Source organism: Kitasatospora sp. NPDC001119, from assembly GCF_053598475.1.
Genome location: NZ_JBSFKI010000055.1, coordinates 21,001 through 45,679, shown reverse-complemented (window position 1 = coordinate 45,679; position 24,679 = coordinate 21,001). Strand labels below are relative to the sequence as shown.

The 24,679-nt window shown below is 72.6% G+C and carries 21 protein-coding genes; 3 read left to right on the top strand and 18 right to left on the bottom strand.

Annotation, left to right across the window (positions count from 1 at the left end; translation table 11 throughout):
• Positions 1 to 309 precede the first annotated feature (309 nt).
• Complete coding sequence (locus ACWDD9_RS39840; RefSeq protein ID WP_049650826.1) at positions 310 to 861, bottom strand: hypothetical protein; 552 nt, start codon at positions 859 to 861, stop codon at positions 310 to 312.
• Positions 862 to 875: 14 nt separating this feature from the next.
• Entirely contained in the window at positions 876 to 1,298 is a 423-nt protein-coding gene (locus tag ACWDD9_RS39835; protein ID WP_063780117.1) for an ATP-binding protein, read from the bottom strand.
• 199 nt (positions 1,299 to 1,497) lie between these two features.
• Between ACWDD9_RS39835 and ACWDD9_RS39830 the strand changes: the two genes are divergently transcribed.
• The 3 genes from ACWDD9_RS39830 to ACWDD9_RS39820 all read left to right on the top strand — a co-directional run bounded on the left by ACWDD9_RS39830 (position 1,498) and on the right by ACWDD9_RS39820 (position 4,462).
• On the top strand, positions 1,498 to 2,823 hold the full coding sequence (locus ACWDD9_RS39830; protein ID WP_449814292.1) for a tetratricopeptide repeat protein: 1,326 nt from the start codon (positions 1,498 to 1,500) through the stop codon (positions 2,821 to 2,823).
• Between the two features lie 88 nt (positions 2,824 to 2,911).
• Positions 2,912 to 3,457, top strand: coding sequence for an NUDIX hydrolase (locus ACWDD9_RS39825; protein ID WP_449814291.1), 546 nt, complete (start codon positions 2,912 to 2,914; stop codon positions 3,455 to 3,457).
• Between the two features lie 243 nt (positions 3,458 to 3,700).
• Positions 3,701 to 4,462 carry a hypothetical protein gene (locus ACWDD9_RS39820; protein ID WP_449814290.1) on the top strand — a complete coding sequence of 254 codons (762 nt, stop codon included), beginning with the start codon at positions 3,701 to 3,703 and terminating at the stop codon, positions 4,460 to 4,462.
• A gap of 42 nt (positions 4,463 to 4,504) precedes the next feature.
• Here ACWDD9_RS39820 and ACWDD9_RS39815 read toward each other — a convergent pair whose 3' ends face one another.
• The 16 genes from ACWDD9_RS39815 to ACWDD9_RS39740 all read right to left on the bottom strand — a co-directional run bounded on the left by ACWDD9_RS39815 (position 4,505) and on the right by ACWDD9_RS39740 (position 24,669).
• Positions 4,505 to 5,443: a CU044_5270 family protein gene (locus tag ACWDD9_RS39815; RefSeq protein ID WP_449814289.1), complete on the bottom strand. Its 939-nt coding sequence runs from the start codon at positions 5,441 to 5,443 to the stop codon at positions 4,505 to 4,507.
• The gene (locus ACWDD9_RS39810; RefSeq protein ID WP_449814288.1) at positions 5,440 to 6,072 is read right to left on the bottom strand and encodes an RNA polymerase sigma factor; all 633 of its coding nucleotides are present in this window, start codon (positions 6,070 to 6,072) and stop codon (positions 5,440 to 5,442) included. The genes ACWDD9_RS39815 and ACWDD9_RS39810 overlap by 4 nt, the downstream gene beginning before the upstream one ends.
• Positions 6,073 to 6,193: 121 nt before the next feature.
• The gene (locus tag ACWDD9_RS39805; RefSeq protein ID WP_380780881.1) at positions 6,194 to 7,027 is read right to left on the bottom strand and encodes a hypothetical protein; all 834 of its coding nucleotides are present in this window, start codon (positions 7,025 to 7,027) and stop codon (positions 6,194 to 6,196) included.
• A gap of 71 nt (positions 7,028 to 7,098) precedes the next feature.
• Positions 7,099 to 7,905, bottom strand: a complete 807-nt coding sequence (locus ACWDD9_RS39800) for a hypothetical protein (RefSeq protein ID WP_143204675.1) — start codon at positions 7,903 to 7,905, stop codon at positions 7,099 to 7,101.
• A gap of 122 nt (positions 7,906 to 8,027) precedes the next feature.
• A complete protein-coding gene (locus tag ACWDD9_RS39795; protein ID WP_449814287.1) occupies positions 8,028 to 9,002 on the bottom strand; it encodes an enoyl-CoA hydratase/isomerase family protein in 975 nt (324 codons plus the stop codon).
• The gene (locus ACWDD9_RS39790; RefSeq protein WP_117491748.1) at positions 8,999 to 10,270 is read right to left on the bottom strand and encodes a cytochrome P450; all 1,272 of its coding nucleotides are present in this window, start codon (positions 10,268 to 10,270) and stop codon (positions 8,999 to 9,001) included. Before ACWDD9_RS39790 ends, ACWDD9_RS39795 begins: the two co-directional genes overlap by 4 nt.
• 296 nt (positions 10,271 to 10,566) lie before the next feature.
• Positions 10,567 to 11,952, bottom strand: a complete 1,386-nt coding sequence (locus ACWDD9_RS39785; RefSeq protein WP_396276422.1) for a cytochrome P450 — start codon at positions 11,950 to 11,952, stop codon at positions 10,567 to 10,569.
• Between the two features lie 90 nt (positions 11,953 to 12,042).
• A complete protein-coding gene (locus ACWDD9_RS39780; protein ID WP_049653842.1) occupies positions 12,043 to 12,633 on the bottom strand; it encodes a GTP-binding protein in 591 nt (196 codons plus the stop codon).
• Positions 12,608 to 12,982, bottom strand: coding sequence for a DUF742 domain-containing protein (locus ACWDD9_RS39775; RefSeq protein ID WP_049653843.1), 375 nt, complete (start codon positions 12,980 to 12,982; stop codon positions 12,608 to 12,610). The genes ACWDD9_RS39780 and ACWDD9_RS39775 overlap by 26 nt, the downstream gene beginning before the upstream one ends.
• Positions 12,979 to 13,380 (bottom strand): roadblock/LC7 domain-containing protein, encoded by a 402-nt coding sequence (locus tag ACWDD9_RS39770; protein WP_049653846.1) that lies wholly within the window; start codon positions 13,378 to 13,380, stop codon positions 12,979 to 12,981. The genes ACWDD9_RS39775 and ACWDD9_RS39770 overlap by 4 nt, the downstream gene beginning before the upstream one ends.
• Positions 13,377 to 14,660, bottom strand: a complete 1,284-nt coding sequence (locus tag ACWDD9_RS39765) for an ATP-binding protein (RefSeq protein ID WP_449814286.1) — start codon at positions 14,658 to 14,660, stop codon at positions 13,377 to 13,379. The genes ACWDD9_RS39770 and ACWDD9_RS39765 overlap by 4 nt, the downstream gene beginning before the upstream one ends.
• A 479-nt stretch (positions 14,661 to 15,139) precedes the next feature.
• On the bottom strand, positions 15,140 to 20,086 hold the full coding sequence (locus ACWDD9_RS39760) for an NAD-glutamate dehydrogenase (RefSeq protein WP_074005012.1): 4,947 nt from the start codon (positions 20,084 to 20,086) through the stop codon (positions 15,140 to 15,142).
• 284 nt (positions 20,087 to 20,370) lie between these two features.
• A complete protein-coding gene (pruA, locus tag ACWDD9_RS39755) occupies positions 20,371 to 21,996 on the bottom strand; it encodes an L-glutamate gamma-semialdehyde dehydrogenase (RefSeq protein ID WP_117491750.1) in 1,626 nt (541 codons plus the stop codon).
• A 153-nt stretch (positions 21,997 to 22,149) separates the two neighbouring features.
• Complete coding sequence (locus ACWDD9_RS39750) at positions 22,150 to 22,806, bottom strand: HAD family hydrolase (protein ID WP_074005011.1); 657 nt, start codon at positions 22,804 to 22,806, stop codon at positions 22,150 to 22,152.
• A 47-nt stretch (positions 22,807 to 22,853) separates the two neighbouring features.
• On the bottom strand, positions 22,854 to 23,363 hold the full coding sequence (locus ACWDD9_RS39745) for a DUF6912 family protein (protein WP_049653861.1): 510 nt from the start codon (positions 23,361 to 23,363) through the stop codon (positions 22,854 to 22,856).
• Positions 23,364 to 23,538: 175 nt separating this feature from the next.
• Positions 23,539 to 24,669, bottom strand: a complete 1,131-nt coding sequence (locus tag ACWDD9_RS39740; protein WP_449814285.1) for a patatin-like phospholipase family protein — start codon at positions 24,667 to 24,669, stop codon at positions 23,539 to 23,541.
• Positions 24,670 to 24,679 lie beyond the last annotated feature (10 nt).

The window sequence follows — 24,679 nt, the reverse complement described above, 5'->3', positions numbered from 1 at the left end:
CCACACACTCTGCACCCAACACGGCATCGCAACAACGGCCTGAGCCTGACCTAGATCGAATACTTCGCCAGCAGAGTCGGCGGGCCGACTTCCTGTGCGGGGAGAGCCACAACCGCCGCGCTCCTCGCCGCAGGTCGCCCGCCCGCCAGGACGACAAGGCCCAGGCGGGCCCGACCGAGAAGGGCCGGGCCGCCGGAACCGCCGCCGAGCAGCACTCACTTCACCCCGTCATCCGCCGCCGCTTCGGCCTTGCCGAAGCGGCGCCGGGCCACTCCTGCGCGGGAAGTCGGCCGGGCCGACTTCCCGTGCTTACGGGTGGGTTGCGCGGGCGCGGCAGCGGGTGAGGGCGTAGGTGATGCGGCGGTCGGAGGGGAGCGTGGTGGCGAGGAGTTCGCCGGCCGTGACGAGGGTGGTCCAGTAGAGGGCGGGGTCGCCGGTGCGGGGAAGGGGATGCGCGGCGGCGAGGGAGAGGTACGCGGAGATGAGGTTGCCGGTGGTGAACCAGCGTTGGAGGCCGTGGTGGTGGCCCGGTCGGATGCCGCCCATGGCGTCGATGGCGACGAGGAAGTGTTCGACGACGGCGAGTTCGGTGTCGGTGAGCGACTTGGGGACGTCGAAGACGCCGAGGGCTTCGAGGAGTTCGCCGGTGTCGGTCTCGGTGTCGGGCCGGGGGTCGGCAAGGAGGGCGTCGTAGCACTCGGCCAGGCGGCGGGTGGTTTCGGCGTGGGGGATGTCGAGGGCGAGGCAGACGGCGCGCGCGACGGGCAGGGGCGGGTGGCCGAGGCGGGCCAGGAGGGCGTAGGTCGCGGCCGGGGTGGCCCCACGGGAGAGGGTGTGCCGGGCGAGGGTGACGAGGTTCATGGAAGAAGCGGCTCTCAGGCGAGGGTGGTGACGGGGGCGATATGGGCCCAGACGAACTTGCCGATACCACAAGGGCGGGCGGCGCAACCCCACCGTTCGGCAAGTTCGTCGACAAGGAACAGACCGCGCCCCTTCTCATCGTCGGGGACGGCGGTCCGGAGGATCGGCCGTCCGGTGCCCGCATCGTGGACTTCGAGGCGCAAGCGGGAGCCGGTGAGGGCGAAGCGGACCTCGATGTGGCGGTCGTCGGGGGCGTCGGAATGCAGGACGGCATTGGCGAAGAGCTCGCCGAGGAGCAGTTCGGCGGTGTCGCGGTAGCGGTCCCCGGAGGGCAGCCCGGAGAGGAAGGCCCGGAGCAAGTACCGGGCCAGGGGAGCGGATTCGGTCCGCGCGTCGAGGCGTGCGACGAACATGCGCGGGCGGCGGGACATCAGCATGGGGGCACCTCGAAGGGGAACGCGGACGGGACCATTCGCACCACGGCTGGTGATTGGCCGATGACGAACAGTCAACATCCGTGCCCTGCGGTCGGCTATGGTCGGGGCGCGCCCGGACGTTGAAACCCTTGAAACCCACCTGCCAGGGGGAACTGTCGTGCGAACCGACCGTGGGCCGAACCACAGGCTCGCCTCACTGATGGCCGAAGCCGCCTGGGGCAACGGCGATTTGGCTCGGGCCGTCAACCGGACCGGCACCGAGGCCGGACAGCGGCTGAAGTACGACGCCTCGGCCGTCTCCCACTGGCTCAGCGGCACCTCGCCTACGGCGAAGGCCCTGCCGGTCGTCCTGGAGACACTGGCGCGGAGGCTCAAGCGGCCGATCACCGCCGTCGAGGCCGGATTCCGCGGGACACCTACCCCTGTTGAGCAGCCGACGGATACGGTGTCAGGGCTGATCGACCTGGGGAGCCTCGATATGGACCCGTCCCGGCGCGGAATCCTCACGGCCGGCCTCTACTCGGTGGCCCTCACCATCCCCGGCTGGCCCGACGTGGTGGGCCGCTTCGAGAGACTGCGGACCGACCCCCACCTGCGGATCGGCATGGCGGAGGTCCAGGCGGTCGCGGCGATGACCGAGCGGATCAGCGACCTGGACGACCAGTTCGGCGGCCGGATGACCCGTCCGATGGCCGCCTCGTTCCTGGTCAACACGATCGTCCCGTACCTGCGGGCGGACGCCGGTGCGGACGTCCGCAAGGCCATGCTGTCGGCCGCCGCCGACCACTGCTACCTGACCGGCTACATGGCCGTGGACGAACGCCACGACTCCCTGGCCCAGCGCTACTACTTGAAGGCCCTGGAGCTGGCCGGGCACGCGGGCGACCACCTCACCTACTGCACCACCCTGCGCGGCATGAGCGTCCAAGCCGTCAATCTCGGCCACGGCAGCAGCGCCCTGCGGCTCGCGGACGCCGCCTCGGCCGCTTCCCCGGAGGCCGGTCCCCGCATGAGGGCCTTCCTCGCCGGCCAGCAGGCCCACGCCCTCGCCCAGACCGGGGACAGGATCGGAGCCCTGCTCCACCTGCGCACAGCGGAAGTCGCGATGGATCAGGCCGAGTCGAAGGCGAAGGTCGTCGGCCGCTACGATCCCGCCGCCCTCGCGTACCACGTCGCCCAGGTCAACTACGAGCTCGGCGACCGCGATGGCGCGATCCGCGCGCTCCAGCACTCCGAGAAGCTCCGACCCCCGGTGTACCGCGGGTCCCGCGTACGCGCCCTCTCCATGCTCGCCGAGTGGCAGCTCGGAGCCGGCCGACTGGAAGAGGCCGTCCAGAACTGGCACCTCGCCCTGGACGACTATCCGACCATCCAGTCCGGCCGGGCCGACGACCGCTTCCGCTCGATGCTCTCCGCGACCCGGCCGCACCGCCGCAACCCCCACGTGCGCGGGCTCCTCGAACGCGCCCGCCCCATGGCGGGCGGCCGAGGGCCGGCGCGAACGGTACGGGAGACCAGGGCATGACCAGCAGCGAACCGGTCGTGCCCGTGCAGGCCACACGCGTGAGAGGGTCGGGAACGCGACTGGTGCGCGTGTGAGGGAGGGACCGCTCGTGGAGTGGGAGGTGTTCGGGCGTCGGCAGGTGTTCGGGAGTCCGTGGGTCGAGGTCTGGCTCGATGACGTCGACATCCCCGGTGTCGGCCGGATCGACCACCACGTCGTCCGCTACCCCCGCTCCTCGACCACCGCCGTCGTCACCAACGAGGCCGGCGAGTTCCTGCTCCTCTACCGGCACCGGTTCATCACCGGCCGCTGGGGCTGGGAGGTGCCGGCCGGTTGGGTCGAGCCCGGTGAGGAGCCGGCGGCGGCCGTCGTCCGCGAGGTCGAGGAGGAGACCGGCTGGCGTCCAGGCCGGGCCGAGCTGTTGACCGAGTACGACGCCATGGCCGGCATCGGCGACGCCCACTTCCACGCCTACCACGTCACCGACTGCATCCGGATCGGCGAGCCCGAGGACGTCTCCGAGGCGAGTCGCGTGGAGTGGGTCCCGGAGAGCGAGGTGGTGAAGCTGCTGACGAGTGGCGGGGTTCCGGACGGGCCGTCGCACGCCGCCCTGTCCTACTACCTCGGCCCGCATCGACTCGCTCGGTACTCCTGAACACCTCGCCCGGCGTGGGGGCGCACTCGGTGCGGGGGGCTTGGGCTTCACGCTCGAACGGTTCGCACTCTTCGTAGTGGCTGTGCTACTTTCCGCATCATCAACAGAACATAGGAGACCCCGGCGGTGGTGGAACACCCCGGGGTCAGGCACCAGGAGCAAGGACTCCAGATGCGGATTCATCGTAGCGTTCATTCGCGCGCGTTCAGCGTGCTTCCGAACGGCCTGTTGCAGGACCGGCGGTTGAGTTACACCGCTCGTGGCCTCCTCGCCGACCTGCTCTCCCGCCCCGACGGCTGGCGGGAGGACGGGCGGCAGATGGCGGACAGCAGTCCACAGGGGCGGGGCGCCGTCCGGCGGGCCCTCAAGGAGCTGAAGGACGCCGGGTACTACCGGGTCGACACCGTCCGGATGGCCGACGGGACCATCCGGTCCGAGGCTCATGTCTTCGACACCCCGCAGCCCGAACCGGCTGTCCCCCGCCCGGCTTCCGGTGGGCGAGGGACCGGCCGCGCTGTCACCCCTCCCGTAAAGGACCCGGGGCAAGAACCCACCCTCCCGGATGAACGGACGCGGGCCGCCGTGGCCACCCTGTTCCGGGTGATCAGGCCCGAACCCCGCCTGCGCCTCGGCGAGGCCGAGGCCCGCGCGCTGGCACCGCTCGTCACGCAGTGGCTGGAACGGGGCTGCGACGAAGCCGAGTTGGCCCACGCCCTGCTCCCCGGACTGCCGCAGCCGATGCACTCCCCGGTGGCGATCCTCCGGGACCGCCTGCAACGGAAGCTGCCACCGGAGCGCCCCGAAGCCCAACCGGCCTCGTACGCCGAGTGCGGCCGCTGCCACGACCCGGTGCCCCGCCCCGGCATCTGCCGCGCCTGCGCGGGCCTCGGCACGAGAACCGTCGCCGTCGGCACCGGCGCGCCCGCCACCCCCGGAGGCGTCGCCCGCGCCCGCGCCGCCCTACGGGGGTGGCAGTCGCCGTCCGCCGTGGCGCTGGGCAGCTGACCTTCCATCGCACCATCGCCGCCCGCAGAAGCGCGCCTCTCCTCAGGGACGGGTGCCGGGCTGGTCGACGACGGCGCGGGCGAGGACGGCCATCTGGCTGGTGATGTCGCCCTTCTTGAAGGTCGCGCCGTCGGTGACGGCGACGCTGCGCTCGCCGAGGTAGGTGTAGTCGGTGCTGTCGAAGATCCACTGAACCTCGGCCCTCGCACCGCTGTCCCGGCGCGCGACCGCGATGCCGGGGCGGCCTGCCGCGTCGGTCACCGAGTCGATCACCCTGACGCCGGGGATCTTCGCGGCCGCCCGGTAGAGCGCAGCGCTGACGGCCGGTGGGGCGATCTGGTCGCGCAGGAGGTCGCCGACGGTCCTGAACGCCTCCTCGTCGGGGCCGGGCCCGTGGCCTTCGGTGTCCGCGTGGATCCTGGCCAGCAGCGCATCCGGGTCGGTCGGCAGGGCGGCGACGTAGGCGTAGCTGCCGAACCTCCCGGCGTTCGGCACGGGTTCGGCCTCCCCGTGCTCGTCGCTTCCTCCGGGGTTCGGCAGGTGCCCGTCCGCGAGCAGCAGTCCCCGCTTGCTGCCGTCAACGGACGTCCAGAGCTCCCGGGTCTGCGGCGCCTCGCCCTGCGACTTCGCCCAGTTGTCCAGGCTCTTCACGTAGACGAACTGGTCCCCGCGCGCCGCCGGGGCGGGCTGCTGTTCGGCGGCCCGCGCCGCGCGGTCCAGGACCACGGCCGCGACCGGCCGCGTGGGGTCGGCGCCCCGCTCGGTCGGCCCGCCGGCCAGCACCAGGGACAGCGCCAGGCCGCCCGCCAGCGCGGGCAGGGCCACCCAGCCGAGCCGCTTCCGCCGGGGCGCGGCCGCCGGCCCGCGTGCGAACTCGCTCATCAGGTGCCCCCGCAGCTGCCGCCGGCGGTCGGCGGGGAGCCCCGGCCCCGTGGGCGGTGGCAGCAGTTCGTCCTCGTTCGTCGGATTCATCGGACTCATCGGGTCCTCCCCGGTGTTGTCGACCTGGCCGCTTCGGTGCGGCCACCCCGTACCTGTCCGGTGTCCGGAGCGGGTTCCCGCCCGCCCCGGAGCTCCTCGTCCACCAGCGCGCGCAGCTTGGTGCGGGCGCGCGAGAGCCGGGAGCGCACCGTGCCGATCGGCACCCCGAGTGCCTCGGCCGCGCTCACGTAGTCCAGGCCCGCCAGGACGCAGAGGCCGAACACCTCGCGCTCCGCCTTCCGCAGCCCGCCCAGTGCCCGCCGCACGGCGGCGAGCCGGGCGTCGTCGTCGAGCCGCCCGGCCAACTCCTCGGCGAAGTCCGGCAGGACGCCCCGGTCGGGCAGCCGCGCCAGCGCCGCCCGGTGCCGCCGGGCCGCCCGGGTCGTGTTGCGCAGGACCTGGGCGGCTATCCCGAACAGCCAGGGCCGCACCGGCCCGTCGTCCTCCCGCAGCCTGCCGCGCAGGCGCCACGCTTCGAGGAACGTCAGCTGGACGACGTCCTCCGCCGCGGCCCGGTCCCCCACCACCCGCACCGCGTACCGGTACAGATCGTCCGCCGTCTCATCGAACAGCTCCCCGAACGCCCACTGGTCGCCGCTCCTCAATCGCGCCCGCTGTGACAGTTCCACACCCCCACCTGTCCGCACGCACCGCCGGGTTCCCGCCGGAGCACGGCAGAGCACGGCAGAGGGCCCCGCCGAACCGGACGGTTCGGCGGGGCCCTCCTCGACCGGTCGGACGATCAGACGGTCAGGCGCACTTGATGTCGCGGTTCACCGCGGCCATCCCGGCGACCTTCCCGGCGTCCACCGTGAACTCGTACTGCCAGCCCGGCTGCCCCTCGACCGGCAGCACGTACCTGCCGCTCTTGTCCTGCTGGAGGCCCTTGGCGCCGTACGCCTGCTGGAGCGCCTCCAGGGTGGAGCCGGCGCCGATGCCCTCGGCCGTCCTCGCCTCCGCCGGGGCGGCCAGCTCACGCAGGCCCGCCTCCGCGAAGGAGACCCTGCCGGTGGTCAGGTACGCCTTGTCCTTGGCCTCCTGCGCCACCCTCAGGTCGACCAGGGCCATCGTCGAGTCGGCGATCAGCTTGGCGGCGGCGGCCGAGTCCTTGGCCCCGGCGGCGGAGCCCGCGGCGGCGGCCGCCGCGTCCTTGGCGGAGGCGTTCGGCGGCAGGGTGCCCGCCGGGGCGGGCGCCTTCCCACTGGCCGCGTCGGCCTTGGCGCTGAGGTCCTTGTAGCGGGCCTCGGTCGCCGCCTCGGCGGCCATCCGGGCCTGGTCCGGCGCCGGTCCGCCCTTGTAGACGAAGTCCGTGCAGCCGCCGAGCAGCGAGACCGGTGACGCCTCCAGGGCGCCGGTGGCCAGCCCGGCGTCCTTGGCCATGCCCGGCTTGATCCCCTGGTACCCGGCCGCCGCGAAGGCCTCCGGGCCCTTCGTCGTGGGCGCCGCCGAGGGTGCCGCGGCGGCGCCCCCGGCCTTCGCCGAGTCCTTCTTGTCGTCGGACGAGCAGGCCGCCGCCGAGGCGGCCAGCAGTACTACCGAGATGCCCACGCCCACCGCGCGGACCGTGGCCCGGTTCTTCCCCATGTCACAAACCCCCACATGATCTTTCGAGGGTCACCGTACCGAGGGTGCGGCCACGATCCACAACCGGTTTCTCAGGCGCAGTAGGTGTTGTGCTTCACCAGGGCGAGCCCGGCGACCTTGCCGTCGGCCATGGTGAACTCGTAGAACCAGTCCGGGCCGCCGCTGCCGCTCTCGGACGGGAGTTCGTAACCGCCCTCCTTGATCGGCTTGAGGTCCCTGCCCTCGTAGGCGCGCTTGAGCTCCTCCTCCGTCGAGCCGGCGCCGATGCCCTCGGCGGTGCGGGCGCCCGCCGGGGCGACCAGCTGGCGCAGGCCCTCGGTGCCGAAGTTGACCCGGCCGGTGGTCAGGAAGGCCTGGTCCCGGTTCTTGCGGGCGGGCCCGAGGAGGTCCAGGTCCTTGTAGAGCACGGCCATCTCCCGCCGCCCCGCCTCGGTCTGGTCGAGCTGCTCCCGAAGGCCCGCGAGGTACTCCTGCAGTTCCTTCGACGAGGCCCCGGACGGCGGGGACGCGAGCGGCTTCCTGGCCGCCTTGATCTCGTCGATCCTGGCCAGGGCCTTGTCGGCCTTCGTACGGACCTCGGCCTCGGCCGCCATCCGGACCGGGTCCGGCGCCGGGCCGCCCTTGTACGCGTAGTCGGTGCAGCCGTTGAGCAGCGAGACCGGCGACGGCTCCAGGGCTCCGGAGGTGAGCGCCTCCTCCTTGGTCATCGAGAGCTGGAGCCCGCGGTAGCCGGCGGCGCCGAACGGCTGCGGCGGTGTACTGGCCGCCGCCTCGGCAGCGCCGCCCCCGTCTCCCCCGCAGGCCGCCGCTCCGGCCATGACCAGCGCCGTCGTCAGTACGGCCCCGGCCACGCGCCCGCCGCGCGTCGTCCCCACCATGATCATCTCTCCTTCGTCGACCGCACACGGTAGCGAACGTGCGGGCACGATCGACAACCGGCTCCCCCACGCACGGAAGGGGCCCGCGTCCGAGGACGCGGGCCCCTTCGCGCACGCACCGGTCAGGAGGCCGGCCCCCGGTCGGCCAGGCTCCGGGTGTAGTGGGCGGCGGCCAGGACGGAGGCCATCAGCTCGGAGTCCAGCACGGCGGCGTCGGCCAACCGGGTCGCGGACGCGTGGGAGGCGAGCAGCGTCTTGGTGACCCGCAGGGCGGCCTCGGAGCGGCGCGTGATGGGGCGGGCCCACTCGGCCACCGCCTCGTCCAGCTCCTGCTCGGGGACGACGCGCTGCAGGATGGCGAGCTCCCGCGCCTCCACCGCGCCGACCGGGCGGCCGGTCAGGATGATCTCGCGGACCCGGGCCGCGCCGACCTCGTGCAGCAGCCGGGGCAGCAGGCCGCCCCAGGCGACGGGCAGGCCCAGGGCCAGTTCGGGCAGCCGGAAGACGGCGTTGTCGGCGCCGGCCCGCAGGTCGCAGGCGAGCGCCAGGGCGAAGCCGGCGCCGGTCGCCCGGCCCTGGACCCGGGCGATGGTGACGGCGGGGCTGTTGACGAGGGCGTCGCAGACCCGGCGGGCCTTGTCCCCGTAGGCCCGTATGCGGCCGCCGGTCGGGTCCTCGTCCAGACCCGCGAGGAGTTCGTCGCGGTCGCCGCCGAGGCAGAAGTCGCGGCCGGCCGCGGAGAGCACGATCACCCGCACGGCCGGGTCGGGGACGGCGAGGAGAGCGAGGAGTTCGTCCAGCATGGCCGAGGTGACGGCGTTCCCCGTCCCCGGGCTGTCCAGCTCGACGTGGAGCACCGCGCCCCGGAGCTCGGAACGGACCGTACGGGCGGGCGCGGGTTCGGGGACCACCGCGGCTTCGGGAGCGGGAGCGCCTTCGGGAGCGGGAGCACCTTCGGGGACCGGCGCCGACTGCGGGACCGGCGGGGACTGCGGGGCCGACGGGTACCAGCCGGTCGTCGTCGACGGGTGCGGGACGTACGGCGGCGGCTGCATCGCGTACGGGGGGTACTGGGGAGCCTGCGGGGAGACGTTCATGCGGACACTCTCAGGGACGTCACCCGGTGGAAGACCATCCGGGGCGCGTGCTCCGGCGGGCTCACCGCCCGCAGCGTCGGGAAGCGCTCCAGCAGTTGGCCGATCAGGGCCCGCGCCTCCAGCCGGGCCAGGCCCGCGCCGAGGCAGTAGTGGGCGCCGCCGCCGAAGGTGAGGTGGGTACCCCGGCGGAGCGGGTCGAAGGCGTGCGGGTCCGGGTTGCGGCGCGGGTCGCGGTTGGCCGCGCCGTACATCACGTGGACCATGGTGTCCTTGGGGAGGAACGTTCCGGCCAGCACGGTGTCCTCGCCCGCGACGCGGCTGTTGACGCGGATCGGCGGGTCGTAGCGCAGCGCCTCGTCGATCGCCTCGTCGATGTGCTCGGGCCGCTCCCGCAGCCAGTCCCACGTCCCGGGCGACCGCAGCAGCTGCCACACCAGCGAGGAGAGCAGCGTCGCCGTGGTCTCCAGCGAGGCGATGGTGACGAACATGGTGAGCTGGTAGACCATCCGGTCGGTGGCCTCGGGGTCGGACTCCAGCGCGTCCCAGGTGCGGATCCAGCCGGCGATCACGTCGTCGCCGTCGTTGTCGCGGCGCTCCCGGACGAGCCGGGTGAAGTACTCGCGAAGGTCCATGGTGGCCTGCTCGGAGACCGCCAGCTGGCTCTTGGTGGGCAGCAGTTCCTGGGCGTGCACCTGGTTGTGGGTCATCGTCAGGATGTGCGGGTAGTCCGCGCGGGGGATGTCCAGCCAGCGCCCGATGGTGCCGATCGGCAGCTGCTCGCTGACCACGGAGGCGAAGTCCGCCTCGCCGTCCGCCTGTATTCGCTCGGCCAGGCGGTCGAGCAGTTCGGTGGCGTCGGCCTCGATCCGCGGCGTCATGTCCCGGAGGGTGTTGCGGTCGAAGAGGCTGCCGAGGCTGCGCCGCTGCCGGGTGTGCTCGGGGGCGTTGAGGCGGGAGAGGGTGCGGCTCATCTCCTGGGTGGCGACGGCCTCCCAGCGCTCCGTCCCGGTCTGCCGCTCCTGCCAGGCGAAGTCGGGGACGAGCCAGGTCCTGCCGCGCAGGACCTGGTCGCAGGCCTCGTAACCGGTGACCAGGTAGCCGCCCCAGGGCGCCGGGACGAGGTCCCCGAGCGCCCGCAGCCCGTCGTAGACCGGGCTCGGGTCGGCGAGCCCCTCGGCCGACCGCAGCCTCCGCAGCAGCGGGACGGCGGCACGGCGGTCGACCCTGCCGTCAGGGTGCTCCGACTCCGCGGGGCGGGCTTCCAACATGGCGGTCACACGGGCTCCTTCAACACGCGGGCGGGCAGTACGGCGGCGTACTACCCAGCACCAGCGCGCTCAAGCGTCGATCCGTGTTGCCCCCGTCACGTACTGCACCGTCGTCGCACGCCGTTCACCTCGCGGTGACCGAACGTCCGGTGACCGAACGGCTGGTACCCGAACGGCCCGTGACCGGACGGCCCGTGACCGAACAGCCGGTGACCGAACGGCCCGTGACCGAACGGCCGGCGGCCGGACGGCCCACGACGGCGGGTCGGGCCGGGGAGCCCGGAGCCCGGGACGCCTCAGACCCGGAAGACGTCCAGGAAGGAGCTCCACCAGCCCTTCTTCTGCGGGGCGCGGGCCGGACCGGCGGCCTGCGGGTACGCCTGCACCTGCTCGGCGGCGGCCTGCGCGGGCGCGGGGGCGGGGGCGGTGTCCGCGCCCACGGCCGGCCCCGCGGTGCGGGCGGCCACCGGGCTGAACCGCACCGGCAGCGAGACCAGGCCGCGCTGGAACGGGCCCGGCCGCCACTCGACGCTCTCCGCGGGCACCGCGAGCGTGACGTCCGGGAGCGCGTTGAGCAGGCACTCGATCGCGCTCAGGGCGATCAGCTGGGCCGGGGACTTGGCCGGGCAGGCGTGCGGGCCGGCGCCCCAGGCCAGGTGGGCCCCCTTGCTGAGGGTCAGTCGGGCGTCGGTCAGCACCGGGTCGCTGTTGGCGGCGGCGAAGCTGATCACCACCGGGCTGCCCGCGTCCATCGGGACGCCGCCCAGGTTGAGGTCCTGCATCGGGTAGTGCGTCGCGTAGTTGGCGATCGGCGGGTTGTTCCACAGCACGTCGTCGAGGGCGTCCTCGATGCGCAGTCCGGCACCGCCCTCGCCGGACAGCAGCAGGAGCAGCGCGTTGCCGATGAGGTTGCGCTCGGGCTCGACACCGGCGCCCATCAGCATGACCAGCTGGTCCTTGAGCTCCTCGTCCCGCAGCCCGGCCGGGTGCTGGATGAGCCAGGAGGTGATGTCGTCGCCCGGCTGGCGGCGCTTCAGCGCGACCAGGTCCATCAGGCAGGAGGTCAGCTCCTCGTTGGCCTGGATCACGTCGAGGCCGTCGAAGAGCGCGGACATGCTGCGGGTCAGCCGGTCGCCGATGTCGGCCGGGCAGCCGAACAGCTGGTTGAACAGCAGCAGCGGCAGCAGCTTGGCGTAGTCGTTGAGCAGGTCGGCCCGGCCCAGCGCGCTGAACTGGTCGATCAGGTAGCCGGCGATCCGCTCGACGTGCCGGTTGAGCCGGTTGTCGTTGAGCCGGTCCAGGCTCTCGGTGACGGCCTTGCGCAGCCGCAGGTGCTCGGCGCCGTCCGTGAAGAGGCAGTTGGGCCGGTAGAACATCATCGGCAGGACGGGGCTGTCCATCGGCACCCGGCCCTCGTTCAGCGCCGCCCAGCGCCGCGAGTCCCGGGCGAACATGCCCGGGTTCTGCAGCACCCGCAGCGCGGCCTCGTGCGAGGTGACCAGGGTGGCGTCCACCCCCGGCGCCAACTCCACCGGCGCGGCCGGGCCGTTGGCGCGCAGCTTGTCGTAGACCGCGCCGGGGTCGGCCGAGAACATCTCCCCGTAGAGCGGCGTGCTCACGCCGGCGTGCATCGGGCAGCCCGGCGGAGGCGACTGCGGTACGGGTCGCTGCAGAGATTCCATGGGTCGTTCCTTGGAGGAGGCCCCGGGCGGGTGCGGACCCGGGAGACGTGAGGGGAGGAAGGCGTGGGGGAGGGAGGAGCCGTGGGGAGGTCAGGAGGCGCGGTCGAGCAGGTGCCGGACGAGCGTCAGCAGGGCGTTGGCCGAGGAGCGCTGGTCCCGCGCGTCGCAGAACACCACCGGCGTGTGCGGCAGCAGGTCGAGCGCCTCGCGCAGCTGGTCCTCGGTGTACCCGCTCTCCCGGTCGAAGCTGTTGACCGCGACCGCGTACTCCAGGCCGTACTGCTCGATCAGGTCGATGACGGGGAAGGTGTCCGCGAGGCGGGTCGGGTCGGCCAGCAGCAGCGCCCCCAGCGCCCCCCGCGCCATGTCCTCCCAGAGCTGCATGAACCGCTGCTGGCCCGGCGTGCCGAACAGGTACAGCACCAGGTCGTCGCCGAGCGTCAGCCGACCGAAGTCCAGGGCGACGGTCGTGGTCTTCTTGTCCGGCGCCCCGCGGAGGTCGTCGACGCGGACGGACGCCTGCGTCATGCTCTCCTCGGTGCTCAGCGGGGCGATCTCCGACAGGGCCCCGATGAGCGTCGTCTTGCCGACCGCGAAGTGCCCCACGACCAGGATCTTGACAGCGGTCGTCACCGCGCCCGGGACGTAGATGTCCTCAGGCGAACCGGCGTTGAAGTCCATGCAGTACCTTCTCTAGAAGTCTCGGGTCCGGGGCCTGGGCCGGGGGCGGGGCCGACCGCCGCAGCAGCCGCCCCTCACGGATCAGGTCCGTCAGCAGCAGCCTCACGACCCCCACCGGCAGCTCCAGCCGGGCCGCGACCTCGGCCACCGAGAGGTAGCCGCCGGAGCACAGCTCCCAGATCGCCCGGGTCTCCGGGCTCGGCAGCGCGGGGAGGTCCTGCTCGGGCGCGATGGTGACCAGGGTGATCAGAGACAGGTCGTCCGCACTCGGTAACGCGCGCCCACCGGTGATGACGTAGGAGCGGATGAAGCCGCCGGAGACCCGCTGTTCCTCGCCGCCGGTCGTCATGAGCCGCTGAGCGTGCTCTGGCGCGGCGCCGCCGACATCGCCCGTCCGAGCGCGCCCACCTGCTGCTGCATCCGGAAGGACATCGCCTCCATGTCGACGTCGGGGGCGGTGGAGGCGGCCAGGTACGCGCCGCTGCCGGCCGCGATCAGGAAGATCCAGCCGTGGTCGTACTCCAGGAGGGTCTGGCGCCAGACCCCGGCGCCGCCGCCGACGAACGGGGCGACCGCGCGGCTCAGCGACTGCATCGAGCTCATCGCGGCGGCGTTGGTCTCCGCCTCGTCACGGCCGATCTCGCTGGACCGTTCGAGCAGGAGGCCGTCGGCGGAGACGAGGATAGCGTGCCGGGCGCCCGGTACCTGGAGTACGTCGTTGAGCACCCAGGAAAGATCGCGGCTCACTGGATCTCGGTTCCTTCCGTGGTCATGGTGTTGCGCCCGGACAGCGTGCCGCGCTGGAACGCGCCGAGGCGGGACGGCGTGTACTGGCCGGTGCCCCGCGGATCCTCGGTCCGACCGGGACCGGGCTCCTGCGGGGTGGGGACGACCGACACGGGACGCTGGCGGCGGCGCCGGGGCAGCAGTCCGTCCGCGGTCGTCTCCGGTCCCGCCGTCGCCGCGTACGGCGTCGGCACCGGGGCCAGGGGCGCCGTCGGCTCGGACAGCGACACGAGCCGCTGGCCGGCACCCGGTGCCCAGGCCTGCGCGGGCTGCTCCACCGGCGCGGCCTGGTAGTCGGGGTAGTCGGTGTGCTCGGCGACGGGCGGGGCCGCGACCTCGCTGCTCAGCAGCTCGGCCGGCAGCAGCACCACGGCCCGCACGCCCCCGTACGGGGAGACGGAGTCGACGGAGACCCGGAAGCCGTAGCGGGCGGCCAGCATGCCGGAGACGGCGAAGCCGAACTTCGGGGGGTTGCCCAGGCTGGTGAGGCTGATCGGCGCGCCCGGGTTCAGGAGCAGCGACGCGCGGTCCTTCTCCTCCTGGCCCATGCCGAGGCCGGCGTCGTCGATGATCAGGCAGACGCCGGTGGGGACGGCCTGGACGCTGACCTCCACCGGGGTGTCCGGGGCGGAGTAGTTGGTCGCGTTGGCGAGCAGCTCGGACAGCACGACGGCGACCGGCTCGACGACCTTGCTGGCGAGCGAGACGCTGACCCGGGAGTGGATCCGCACCCGGTCGAAGTGCCGGATCCGGCCCTGGGCGCTGCGGACCACGTCGAAGACCGAGGCGACGCTCTCACGGCGGCCCAGCCAGCCGCCGCAGAGCACCGCGATGCCCTGGGCGCGCCGGCCGAACTGGCTGTTGGTGTGGTCGATCGTCATCAGGTCGGCGAGGATCTGCGGGCTGTCGCCGTACTTCCGCTGCACCTTGTCGATGACGATCTGCTGCTCGTCGGCCAAGCCCTGCAGCGTCCGCATCGCCGCCTTGAGGACGGCCTTGGTGTCCTCCTCGGCGTCCCGGCGGACGGCCGTCAGCTCGGAGGCGTGCTGGCCCTGCAGGCGGTCGTGCAGCACGGCGAGTTCCTCGCGCTGCCGCTGTGCCAGGGCGCTCTCCTCCTCCAGCGAGGCGTTGCGCCGTCGCAGGGCGAGGTTCGTCCGGCGGGCCTGGAGGGCCGCTCCGACGGATACGAGCATCACCACGATGAAGACCCAGAAAAAGGGTTCCTGCACAAATGACGTCATGAAACTCTCTTCAGGTGGCATCGCGTGGGGCCGGTCCGGGCCCCGGAACGCGAATGGGACTGGCGGCCTGAACCTCTCCGAAAGGCACCCGATGTCACACCACATCGAAGTGCGTTCCGGTACGAGACCTGCGGCGACGCCTATCGCGGAGTCAGCCTACTGCACCTCATGCCATGTCAGAACAGATAGCAAAAAGGGCAGTTGGGGCGAAATTCCACGACTTGCTGGGAACTCTGACAAGAAATGGCGGCATTCGTGACGCCGCGTTAACCATAGGGACACATCCCGACCACACTTCGATTCGCGCGCAGCGTGATTCCGCTGTCACGCTCCGGAATTGACGGACCTCAGGACGGACCTCCGGACGACCCTCGGCGCGACTTCTCCGGAGGGCCGTCGGACGGCCCTCCGGGCGGGCGGCCGGACATGCGGAAGGGGCCCGCGTCCGTGGACGCGGGCCCCTCCGGTACAGCCGTCCGTCAGCGCATCGAACCGGTGCGCAGCAGGGTGCGGATGACGCGCATCGCGACCGAGAGGCTGGACAGCTCGTAGTTGTCCGAACCCCTTATGTCGTCGAGGGTGCTCTTGGCGCGGTTCAGCAGGGTCGCGTTGAGCTCGGCCCAGGCGGTGTACCGCTCCTCCGGGGTCGCACCCTCGGGGCCGCAGGCCAGGATGTCGGCGGTCAGCGCCGCGTGCGCCGCGAAGAGGTCCTCGCGGATCGCGGCCCGGGCCATCGACGACCAGCGGTCGGTGCGGGGCAGCTCGATGATGCGGTCGAGCAGGTGCGAGATCTGGAGCCGGTCGCCCAGGTCGTAGTAGAGGTCGGCGACCTCGGCGACGTCCTTGCCGGAGCGGTCCGCGACCTCGGCGACGTCCAGGGTCGGGAAGACCGAGGAGAGGCCGGCGATCCGGGTGGCCAGCTCCTCCGGCACCCCGGCCGCGGCGAGCTCGCCGTAGATCGACTCGAACCAGGTCAGGTCCTCGCCGCGGAGCGGCTTGGGCAGCGACGCCCAGACCTGGTTGACCCGGTCGTGGAAGAACTCGATGGTGCCGGCGATGTCGAGCGGCTGGCGGCGGTTGTTGAGCATCCACCGGGTGGCGCGCTCGACCAGGCGCCGCGAGTGCAGCCGCATCTTGGTCTGCACCCGGGCCGGGACCTTGTTGTCCAGGTCCTCGATCTCGGCCCAGATCGGCTCCAGGTCGAAGACGGCCCGCGCGGCGGTGTGCGTCCGGGCGATCTCCTCGTAGGTCGCGCCGGTCTCCTCCTTCAGGCGGAAGGCGAAGGTGCAGCCACCGCGGTTGATCGTGTCGTTGACGATCAGCGTGGTGATGATCTCGCGGCGCAGCGCGTGGTTGTCGATCGCGTCGGCGAACCTCGCCCGCAGCGCGGTCGGGAAGTACTCGTGCAGCGAGGTGCGGAAGAACGGGTCGTCCGGCAGCTCGGTGGCCAGCAGCTCCTCGGCCAGGATGATCTTGGTGTAGGCGAGCAGGACGGACATCTCGGGCTGCGAGAGGCCGCGGCCGTTCTGCTGGCGCTCACGGATCTGGCGCTCGGCGGGCAGGAACTCCAGCCCGCGGTCCAGCCGGCCGGCCGACTCGAAGCGGCTGATCATCCGGGCGTGCACGTTGACCATGCTGTGCGCCTGGGCGACGGCGTTGGCCAGCACCACGTTCTGCGCGTAGTTGTTGCGCAGCACCAGGTGGCCGACCTCGTCGGTCATCTCGGCCAGCAGGACGTTGCGCTGCTTGACCGTCATGTCGCCCTCGGCGACCACCTGGTTGAGCAGGATCTTGATGTTGACCTCGTGGTCCGAGGTGTCCACACCGGCCGAGTTGTCGATCGCGTCGGTGTCGATCCAGCCGCCGGTGCCCTCCGGGCCGCCGGTGGCCGCGTACTCGATGCGGCCGAGCTGGGTGCAGCCGAGGTTGCCGCCCTCGCCGATGACCCGGGCCCGGACCTGCTCGCCGTTGACCCGGATGGCGTCGTTGGACTTGTCGCCCACCTCGGCGTTGGTCTCGGTGGAGGCCTTGACGTAGGTGCCGATGCCGCCGTTCCAGAACAGGTCGACCGGGGCCTGGAGGACGGCCCGCATCAGCTCGGCCGGGGTCAGCTTGGTCGCCGACACGCCGAGGGCGGCGCGGACCTGCGGGGTCAGCTGGATCGACTTGGCGCTGCGCGGGAAGACCCCGCCGCCGGCCGAGATCAGCGACCGGTCGTAGTCGTCCCAGGAGCTGCGCGGCAGCTCGAACAGGCGGCGGCGCTCGGCGTACGAGGAGGCCGCCTCCGGGTTCGGGTCCAGGAAGATGTGGCGGTGGTCGAAGGCGGCGACCAGGCGGATGTGCTCGCTGAGCAGCATGCCGTTGCCGAAGACGTCGCCGGACATGTCGCCGATGCCGATGACGGTGAAGTCCTCGGTCTGGGTGTCGACGCCGAGCTCGCGGAAGTTGCGCTTGACCGACTCCCAGGCGCCGCGGGCGGTGATGCCCATGCCCTTGTGGTCGTAGCCGGCCGAGCCGCCGGAGGCGAACGCGTCGCCCAGCCAGAAGCCGTAGGACTCGGCGACGCCGTTGGCGATGTCCGAGAAGGTCGCGGTGCCCTTGTCGGCGGCGACGACCAGGTAGGTGTCGTCCTCGTCGTGGCGGACCACGTCGGCCGGGTGCACGACCTCGCCGCCGACCAGGTTGTCGGTGATGTCGAGCAGCGCCGAGATGAAGGTCTTGTACGAGGAGACGCCCTCGGCCAGCCAGGCGTCGCGGTCGACCGCCGGGTCCGGCAGCTGCTTGGCGACGAAGCCGCCCTTGGCGCCGACCGGGACGATGACGGTGTTCTTGACCATCTGCGCCTTGACCAGGCCCAGGATCTCGGTGCGGAAGTCCTCGCGCCGGTCGGACCAGCGCAGACCGCCGCGGGCGACCTTGCCGAAGCGCAGGTGGACGCCCTCGACCTGCGGCGAGTAGACCCAGATCTCGAACGCCGGGCGCGGGGCCGGCAGGTCCGGGATGGCCTTCGGGTCGAACTTCATCGACACGTAGGAGTGCCACTCGCCGGAGGCGGCGTGCTGGAAGAAGTTGGTCCGCAGGGTGGCCTTGATGAGGTTCAGGAAGGAGCGCAGGATGCGGTCCTCGTCCAGCGAGACGACCTCGTCGAGGGCGCCGGACAGCTCCTCCAGGATGCCCTCGGTCAGCTCCAGGGCGCCCGCGCGGTGGCTCGGGCTCAGCCGGGCCTCGAACAGGTTGACCAGCAGCCGGGTGGAGTGGGTGTTGTTGCGGAGCGCGTCCTCCATGTAGTCCTGGGAGAACGTGGAGCCCGCCTGGCGCAGGTACTTGGCGTACGCGCGCAGCATCATCGCCTGGCGCCAGGTCAGCCCGGCGGTCAGCACCAGCTCGTTGAAGCCGTCGTTCTCGGCCTTGCCGGTCCAGGTGGCGGCGAAGGTCTCCTGGAAGCGCTCGCGGGCCTCGTCGGTGAGCTCGGTGGCCTCGCGCAGCTTCAGGCCGAAGTCGTAGACCCACGCGGTGCTGCCGTCGGAGCGGCGCAGCGCGTACGGGTGCTCGTCCAGCACCTCGACGCCCAGGCGCTGGAGCACCGGCAGGACCTCGGTCAGCGAGATCGGGCCGCCGACCCGGTAGATCTTGAAGCGGCGCTCGTCGTCGCCGGCGCCGACCGGCTGGTACAGGTTCAGGCGGAAGTCGCCCTCGCCGTGCAGCGACTCGATCTGCTTGATGTCGGCGACGGCGGTGCGCGGCGGGAAGTCGGCGCGGTAGCCGTCGGGGAAGGCGTTGGCGTACTTGTGGCCGAGCTCGGCGGCCCGCTCCTCGCCCAGCTCGGTGTGCAGCTGGTCGTGGAAGCCGTCCATCCAGAACCGGGCGGCCTCGGCCAGGCGGTTCTCGATCCGCTCGATGTCCGTGTCGCTGAGGTGCGGCAGCGCGGTGCCCGGGGCGACCCGGACGACGAAGTGCAGACGGGTCAGCACCGACTCGGTGGCGTACACCGTGTAGTCGATGGTGGCGCCGTTCAGCTCCTCCTTGAGGATGTCGGTGATCAGCAGCCGGATGCGCGTGGTGTAGCGGTCGCGCGGCAGGTAGATGAACGCCGAGAAGTAGCGCCCGTACTCGTCCTGGCGCAGGAACAGCCGCAGCTTGCGGCGCTCCTGGAGGTAGAGCACGCTCGTCGCGATGGAGAGCAGCTCGGAGGCCGGGGTCTGGAAGATCTCGTCCCGCGGGAAGGTCTCCATGATCTGGAGCAGGTCGCGGCCGTCGTGGCTCTCGCTGGAGAAGCCGGAGTCCTCCAGCACCTCCTGGACCTTGCGGCGCACGACCGGGATGCGGGTGACCGACTCGGTGTAGGCGGCGGAGGAGAACAGGCCGAGGAAGCGGCGCTCGCCGACCGGCTCGCCGGCGGCGTTGAACTTCTTCACGCCGACGTAGTCCAGGTAGGCCGGGCGGTGCACGGTGGACCGGCTGTTGGCCTTGGTCAGGACGAGCAGCTTCTTCTCGTGGGCCTTGGCGCGCACCGGCGCGGAGAGCCGGCCGAAGGCCTCGCTGACGGCATGGTGGGCGTCGTCGTGGCTGTGCGGGTCGGAGCGCAGGATGCCGAGGCCGGTCCCGGCGACGGCCTTGAGGACCTCCTCGCCCTCGTGCTCGACCAGGTCGTACTCGCGGTAGCCGAGGAAGGTGAAGTGGTCGTCGGCGAGCCAGCGCATCAGCTCCCAGGCCTCGCCGACCTCCTGCTCGGGCAGGCCGGCCGGGGGCTCCTCGGCCAGCTCGTCGGCCAGGCGCAGCGCGCTCTCGCGCATCTTGCCCCAGTCCTCGACGACCTCGCGGACGTCGCCGAGCACGCGGCGCAGGTCGGCCTCGATGGCGCGCAGGTCCTCGCGGTCGGTCTCGCGGTCGACCTCGATGTGCATCCACGACTCGACGGTCGCGTCGGCGGGCCACTCGGTGCCGGCGGCCTGGCTGCGGGAGCAGGCGTCGACGTCCAGGATCTCCAGCAGCTTGCCGGTGATGTCGCGGCGGACGACCAGCTGGGGGTGGATCACGACGTGGATCGCGCGGTCCTGGCGGGACAGCTCGTTGGTGACGGAGTCGACCAGGAAGGGCATGTCGTCCGTGACGACCTCGACCACGGTGTGGCCGCAGGACCAGCCGTTCTCCTCGACCGAGGGGGTGTGGACCCGCACCTCGGCGGTGCCCTGCGGGCGCTTGAGGCCCAGGCGGTAGTGGGAGGCGGCCGCGCCGTACACGTCGACCGGGTCTCTGTCGACCAGGTCGTCGGGCGCGGTGTGGAGGTAGTAGTGGTGCAGGTACGCGGTCAGAGCGCCGTTGCTCAGACCCTCCCCCGGCGCCGCTCCCCCCACCTGGCTGTTCTCAGCGGCTGCGGCTGCCTTCTTGAGCAGTTCGGCCTTGGCTGCGTCCAGCTTGGTCTGCATGACTTCTTGGCTCCTGTCGCGCGCCGTTGCGTGACTCGGTGGTGTGTGGATGTACACCGACGGGTCACCGCAATCCTGCCGCACCATCCGACTGAAAGGGGCTCATGGCACGCATGAAACGCCCTCCCAGCGGGTAGGACGTTCCGTTCGTCCTGCAGCCACCCGACGACGCCAGCCAGCCTAACCGGATCAATCGAAGGTGGACAGGGACAGGTCGGCGCAAACCCACAGGAAGTCGGGTCCGTCCTGGACAGCATGTCCAAACCGGAGCCCGGTGTTCACTCTCAGCCCATGTGCGGGTGGCCGTGGTGGGTCGGCGGGACGAAGGTCTCCTTGATCGACCGGGCCGAGGTCCAGCGCAGCAGGTTCTGCGCGGCGCCCGCCTTGTCGTTGGTGCCGGAGGCCCGGCCGCCGCCGAAGGGCTGCTGGCCGACCACCGCGCCGGTCGGCTTGTCGTTGATGTAGAAGTTCCCCGCGGTGAACCGCAGCTCCTCGACCGCCTGCGCGATGGCGTAACGATCCTGCGCGATCACCGAGCCGGTCAGGCCGTACGGGGCGCCGGCGTCGACCCGGCGCAGCACGTCGTCCCAGCGGGAGTCCTCGTAGACGTGGACGGCGAGGATCGGGCCGAAGTACTCGGTCCGGAAGATCTCGCCCCGGTGGTCGGAGGAGACCAGCACGGTCGGCCGGACGAACCAGCCGATCGCGTCGTCGTACTGTCCTCCGGCCGCCAGTTCGATCGTCGGATCGGCCTTCGCCCGATCGATGGCGTCCCGGTTCTTCTCGAAGGCGCGCCGGTCGATCAGGGCGCCCATGAAGTTGGACAGGTCGGTCACGTCGCCCACCGCGAGCGCGTCCACCTCGGCCAGGAAGTCGTCCTTGATCCGCTGCCAGAGGCTGCGCGGCAGGTAGGCGCGGGAGAGCGCCGAGCACTTCTGGCCCTGGTACTCGAAGGCGCCGCGGATCAGCGCCGTCCTCAGGATCTCCGGGTCGGCCGAGCGGTGGGCCAGCAGGAAGTCCTTGCCGCCGGTCTCGCCGACGATCCTCGGGTACGTGCGGTAGCCGCCGATGTTGGCGCCGACGGTCTGCCACAGGGAGCGGAAGGTGGCGGTGGAGCCGGTGAAGTGCAGGCCGGCGAACGCCGGGTCGGCGAGCACCACCGGGGAGACCTGGAGGCCGTCGCCGGTCACCAGGTTGATCACCCCGGGCGGCAGGCCGGCCGCCTCCAGCAGCCGCATCAGGTGGTACGCGGCCAGGGTCTGGGTCGGCGCGGGCTTCCAGACCACGGTGTTGCCCATCAGCGCGGGGGCGGTCGGCAGGTTGCCGGCGATCGCGGTGAAGTTGAACGGGGTGACCGCGTAGACGAAACCTTCCAGCGGGCGGTGGTCGGTGCGGTTCCACACGCCGGGCGAGGAGATCGGCTGATCCGCCAGGATCTGCCGGGCGAACCCCACGTTGAACCGCCAGAAGTCGATCAGCTCGCACGCCGAGTCGATCTCCGCCTGCTGCGCGGTCTTGGACTGGCCGAGCATGGTGGCCGCGTTGAGCGTCTCCCGCCAGGGACCGGCCAACAGGTCGGCGGCGCGCAGGAAGACCGCCGCGCGGTCGTCGAAGGAGAGCGAGCGCCACTGCCGGCCGGCGGCCAGCGCCGCGTCCACCGCCGCCCGGGCGTCCTCCCGGGTGGCGTTGCCGAGCACGCCCAGCTTGGCGGCGTGGTGGTGCGGCTGCACCACCTCGATCCGCTCGCCGCCGCCGAATCGCTGCTCGCCGCCGATCGTCATCGGCAGCGGAACCTGCTCGGCCGCCAGGTCGTCCAGCCGCCGCACCAGCCGGTCCCGCTCCGGACTGCCGGGCGCGTACGCCCGCACCGGCTCGTTGACCGGGACCGGCACCTCGGTGACTGCGTCGATGGGCATGGCGGGCTCCGTCCTGGGGCTGGTCGGGTGTGACACCAGCCTGACCAGCCGGGGCGCGATCCGCCCGCTCAGACACGCGGACGGCGGACGTGGCGCCCGCCACGTCCGCCGGTATCCCGTCCCGCCCCTTCCGGGCGGGCCCGGGGTTCAGCCCGTGATCCGGCCCGCCAGCTCGACCGCCTCGGCCAGGCTGTCCACCACCGGGACGCCGACCGGCTCCAGCTTCTCCCGGGTGTGCGAACCGCCGGTGTAGAGCACCGCGTGGGCGCCCGCGCCCAGCGCCGCCAGGGCGTCGTCCGCGGCGTCGCCGATCAGCACCGTACGGGCCGGGTCCACCCGCTCGCCCAGCGCGGCCAGGTGCCGGGTCAGGTGCTCCGCCTTCTGGCCGCCGGACGGGCCGCTGCGGCCGTCCACCCGCAGGAAACCGCTGCTCAGGCCGAAGGTGTCGACCAGCGGCACCAGCTTGTCGTGCTCGTACATCGACAGCAGCGACTGGCTGTTCCCGGCCTCCCGCCAGCCGTCCAACAGCTCGCGCACGCCCTCGGTCAGCCCGCAGGACGGGCTGAGCTCCCGGTAGCGGTCGTGGAACGCGTCGTCGAGCCTCAGCCACTCCTCCGCGGAGGGCGTCCGGCCGAGCAGGCGCTGGTAGAAGCGGGGAATCGGGATCTCGTACTGCTCGCGGTACTCCTGGAGCGTCATCGGCCCGACGCCGATGGTCGCGAACGCGGCGTTGCTCGCCCCGAGCACGGCCTCCATGTCGTGGAAGAGCGTGCCGTTCCAGTCCCAAACGATGTGAGTGCGCACGGGGTGAAACGGTAACCCGGCCGGGTGACACGCCGGTAGGGCGGAACTCACCCGAGCAGGGAGGGGATCTCCTGGGTCGCGAACCAGAGCAGGTCGTGGTCCTCGGCGCCGTCCACGGTGAACTGGGCGTCCTGGTCGCCGGCGTCGGCCGCGGCCACCGCCGCCACCGCCGCCGCGACGTCCGTGACCACCTCGTCGTCGGACACGTCGGCGTGCACCGCGGCCGCCTTGGCCAGCCGCACCGGGCCGGCCAGCACCACCCGGCCGAGCGAGGCCTGGTCCTGGTACTCGTCGCCGGGGAACGGCCGCACCGACCCGTCCGCCACGTCCAGCGCCACCACCACCCGGCGGCGCGGGGCCCCCGGGTCGGCGGCCAGCAGCCGCAGCGAGGACTGGGCGGCCCGGTTCAGCGCCGCGTACTCCAGCTCCTCCAGGTCGTCGCTGACGTACCACTCGCGCAGCGCGGGCGTCACCGCGTACGCGGCGGACTGGTCCAGGGCGCCGCCCTCGTGCGCCGCCGCCAGGCCGGCCAGGGTGGTGGGCACGTACACGCGCATCGGGGGCACTCTCCGGTTCGTCCAGCGGGGTTCGTCCAGCAGCACAGTCTCCAGCGCCCCAAGAATAAGCGCCGCCGGGCCGCCCGTGATCACCCCTGGTCCGGGGGCGGGCGCCCGCGGCCGGACCCGTACGGTGCCCGCGCCGGGCCCGCGTCGGCGCCGCACCGGGCCCGCGCTAGGCCCGGAGCGCCTCCCGGCTGGTGCGCAGGGCGCTCTCCAGGACGGCGCCGCGGCGGGCCGGGTCCATCATGTTCGGGCCCATCACCGCGAGGTCCGCCAGGGTCGGCGCGAGCAGCCGCACCCGGACGCCCTCGGCCCGCAGCTGGGCGGCCTCGCGCAGCAGCTGCCGGGTGACGGCGTGGCGGTAGCGGCTCACCAGCTGGGCGAGCACGCCGCGCGGACGGTCCCGGGCGCGCCACTCGCGCAGGGCGGCCAGGGTGTCGCGGCCGCCCCCGAGCCGGCCCTCCCGGCCGTCCTGCCCCTCCCGGTCCTCCCGGCCCCGCCGCCCGGCCCGCCCCGGCCTCGGGTCCAGCCGCAGGGCCATCGGGGCGAGCACGTACACCTCGTCCAGCCCCCGGCCGAGCATCAGGTCGGCGTTGGTGGCGGACCAGCAGCCGCCGTCCACGTACGCCGAGCCGTCCAGCCGCACCGGCGCGAACCAGCCGGGGATCGCGCAGGAGGCCATCACGGCGTCGGGCACCGGGACGGCCGGGGCGTCCGGGTCGCCGAAGACCACCCGCCGGCCGCTGCGGTAGTCCACGGCCACCACCCGCAGCGGCGATCCCCCGCCGCCGGGCTCCGGCCCTCCGCCGTCGCCGAGCAGGCCGCGCACCAGCTCGCCGACCGGCGCCAGCGAACCGCGGCCGTGCGGCGCGATCGCCGAGACCATGGTCAGCAGCGGGTACTCGCGCGGGTGCCGGACGGCGTCCCGCAGCAGGCCGGGCGAGCCGATCCCGGCCCGGGGGCGGGGCGGCAGCGCGCCGCCGACGGCGGTGTCGTAGTCGAAGGCCGTCCCGGCCAGCGGCCCCTCGGTGATCGGCAGGCCGCGCTGGTGGTCGCGCAGCTGCTCGGGGCGGACGCCGCCGGCCAGCATCGCGGCGAGGATCGCGCCCGCCGAGGTGCCCAGCAGGACGTCGGCCCCGCCCGGCTGCCGCCCGGTGGCCTCCTCGACGGCGCACAGCGCGCCGACCGTCCAGGCCGCGCCGAGCATCCCGCCGCCGCCCAGCACCACGCCGTACCGCGGCACGCCCTCGCCGGCGGGCGGGGCGGTGCCCGCGGCCGCCGGGGCCGCCACCCGTGTCGTCATACCGGCCGTC

What these genes read in the sequence shown, in the direction of transcription:
- ACWDD9_RS39805 (WP_380780881.1), bottom strand. Translation starts at nt 7,027, where the DNA reads ATGGGGAAGAACCGGGCCACGGTCCGCGCGGTGGGCGTGGGCATCTCG.
- ACWDD9_RS39815 (WP_449814289.1), bottom strand. Translation starts at nt 5,443, where the DNA reads ATGAGTCCGATGAATCCGACGAACGAGGACGAACTGCTGCCACCGCCC.
- ACWDD9_RS39790 (WP_117491748.1), bottom strand. Translation starts at nt 10,270, where the DNA reads ATGTTGGAAGCCCGCCCCGCGGAGTCGGAGCACCCTGACGGCAGGGTC.
- ACWDD9_RS39775 (WP_049653843.1), bottom strand. Translation starts at nt 12,982, where the DNA reads ATGACGACCGGCGGCGAGGAACAGCGGGTCTCCGGCGGCTTCATCCGC.
- ACWDD9_RS39765 (WP_449814286.1), bottom strand. Translation starts at nt 14,660, where the DNA reads ATGACGTCATTTGTGCAGGAACCCTTTTTCTGGGTCTTCATCGTGGTG.
- ACWDD9_RS39830 (WP_449814292.1), top strand. Translation starts at nt 1,498, where the DNA reads ATGGCCGAAGCCGCCTGGGGCAACGGCGATTTGGCTCGGGCCGTCAAC.
- ACWDD9_RS39760 (WP_074005012.1), bottom strand. Translation starts at nt 20,086, where the DNA reads ATGCAGACCAAGCTGGACGCAGCCAAGGCCGAACTGCTCAAGAAGGCA.
- ACWDD9_RS39785 (WP_396276422.1), bottom strand. Translation starts at nt 11,952, where the DNA reads ATGGAATCTCTGCAGCGACCCGTACCGCAGTCGCCTCCGCCGGGCTGC.
- ACWDD9_RS39780 (WP_049653842.1), bottom strand. Translation starts at nt 12,633, where the DNA reads ATGGACTTCAACGCCGGTTCGCCTGAGGACATCTACGTCCCGGGCGCG.
- ACWDD9_RS39835 (WP_063780117.1), bottom strand. Translation starts at nt 1,298, where the DNA reads ATGCTGATGTCCCGCCGCCCGCGCATGTTCGTCGCACGCCTCGACGCG.
- ACWDD9_RS39840 (WP_049650826.1), bottom strand. Translation starts at nt 861, where the DNA reads ATGAACCTCGTCACCCTCGCCCGGCACACCCTCTCCCGTGGGGCCACC.
- ACWDD9_RS39740 (WP_449814285.1), bottom strand. Translation starts at nt 24,669, where the DNA reads ATGACGACACGGGTGGCGGCCCCGGCGGCCGCGGGCACCGCCCCGCCC.
- ACWDD9_RS39745 (WP_049653861.1), bottom strand. Translation starts at nt 23,363, where the DNA reads ATGCGCGTGTACGTGCCCACCACCCTGGCCGGCCTGGCGGCGGCGCAC.
- ACWDD9_RS39800 (WP_143204675.1), bottom strand. Translation starts at nt 7,905, where the DNA reads ATGGTGGGGACGACGCGCGGCGGGCGCGTGGCCGGGGCCGTACTGACG.
- ACWDD9_RS39795 (WP_449814287.1), bottom strand. Translation starts at nt 9,002, where the DNA reads ATGAACGTCTCCCCGCAGGCTCCCCAGTACCCCCCGTACGCGATGCAG.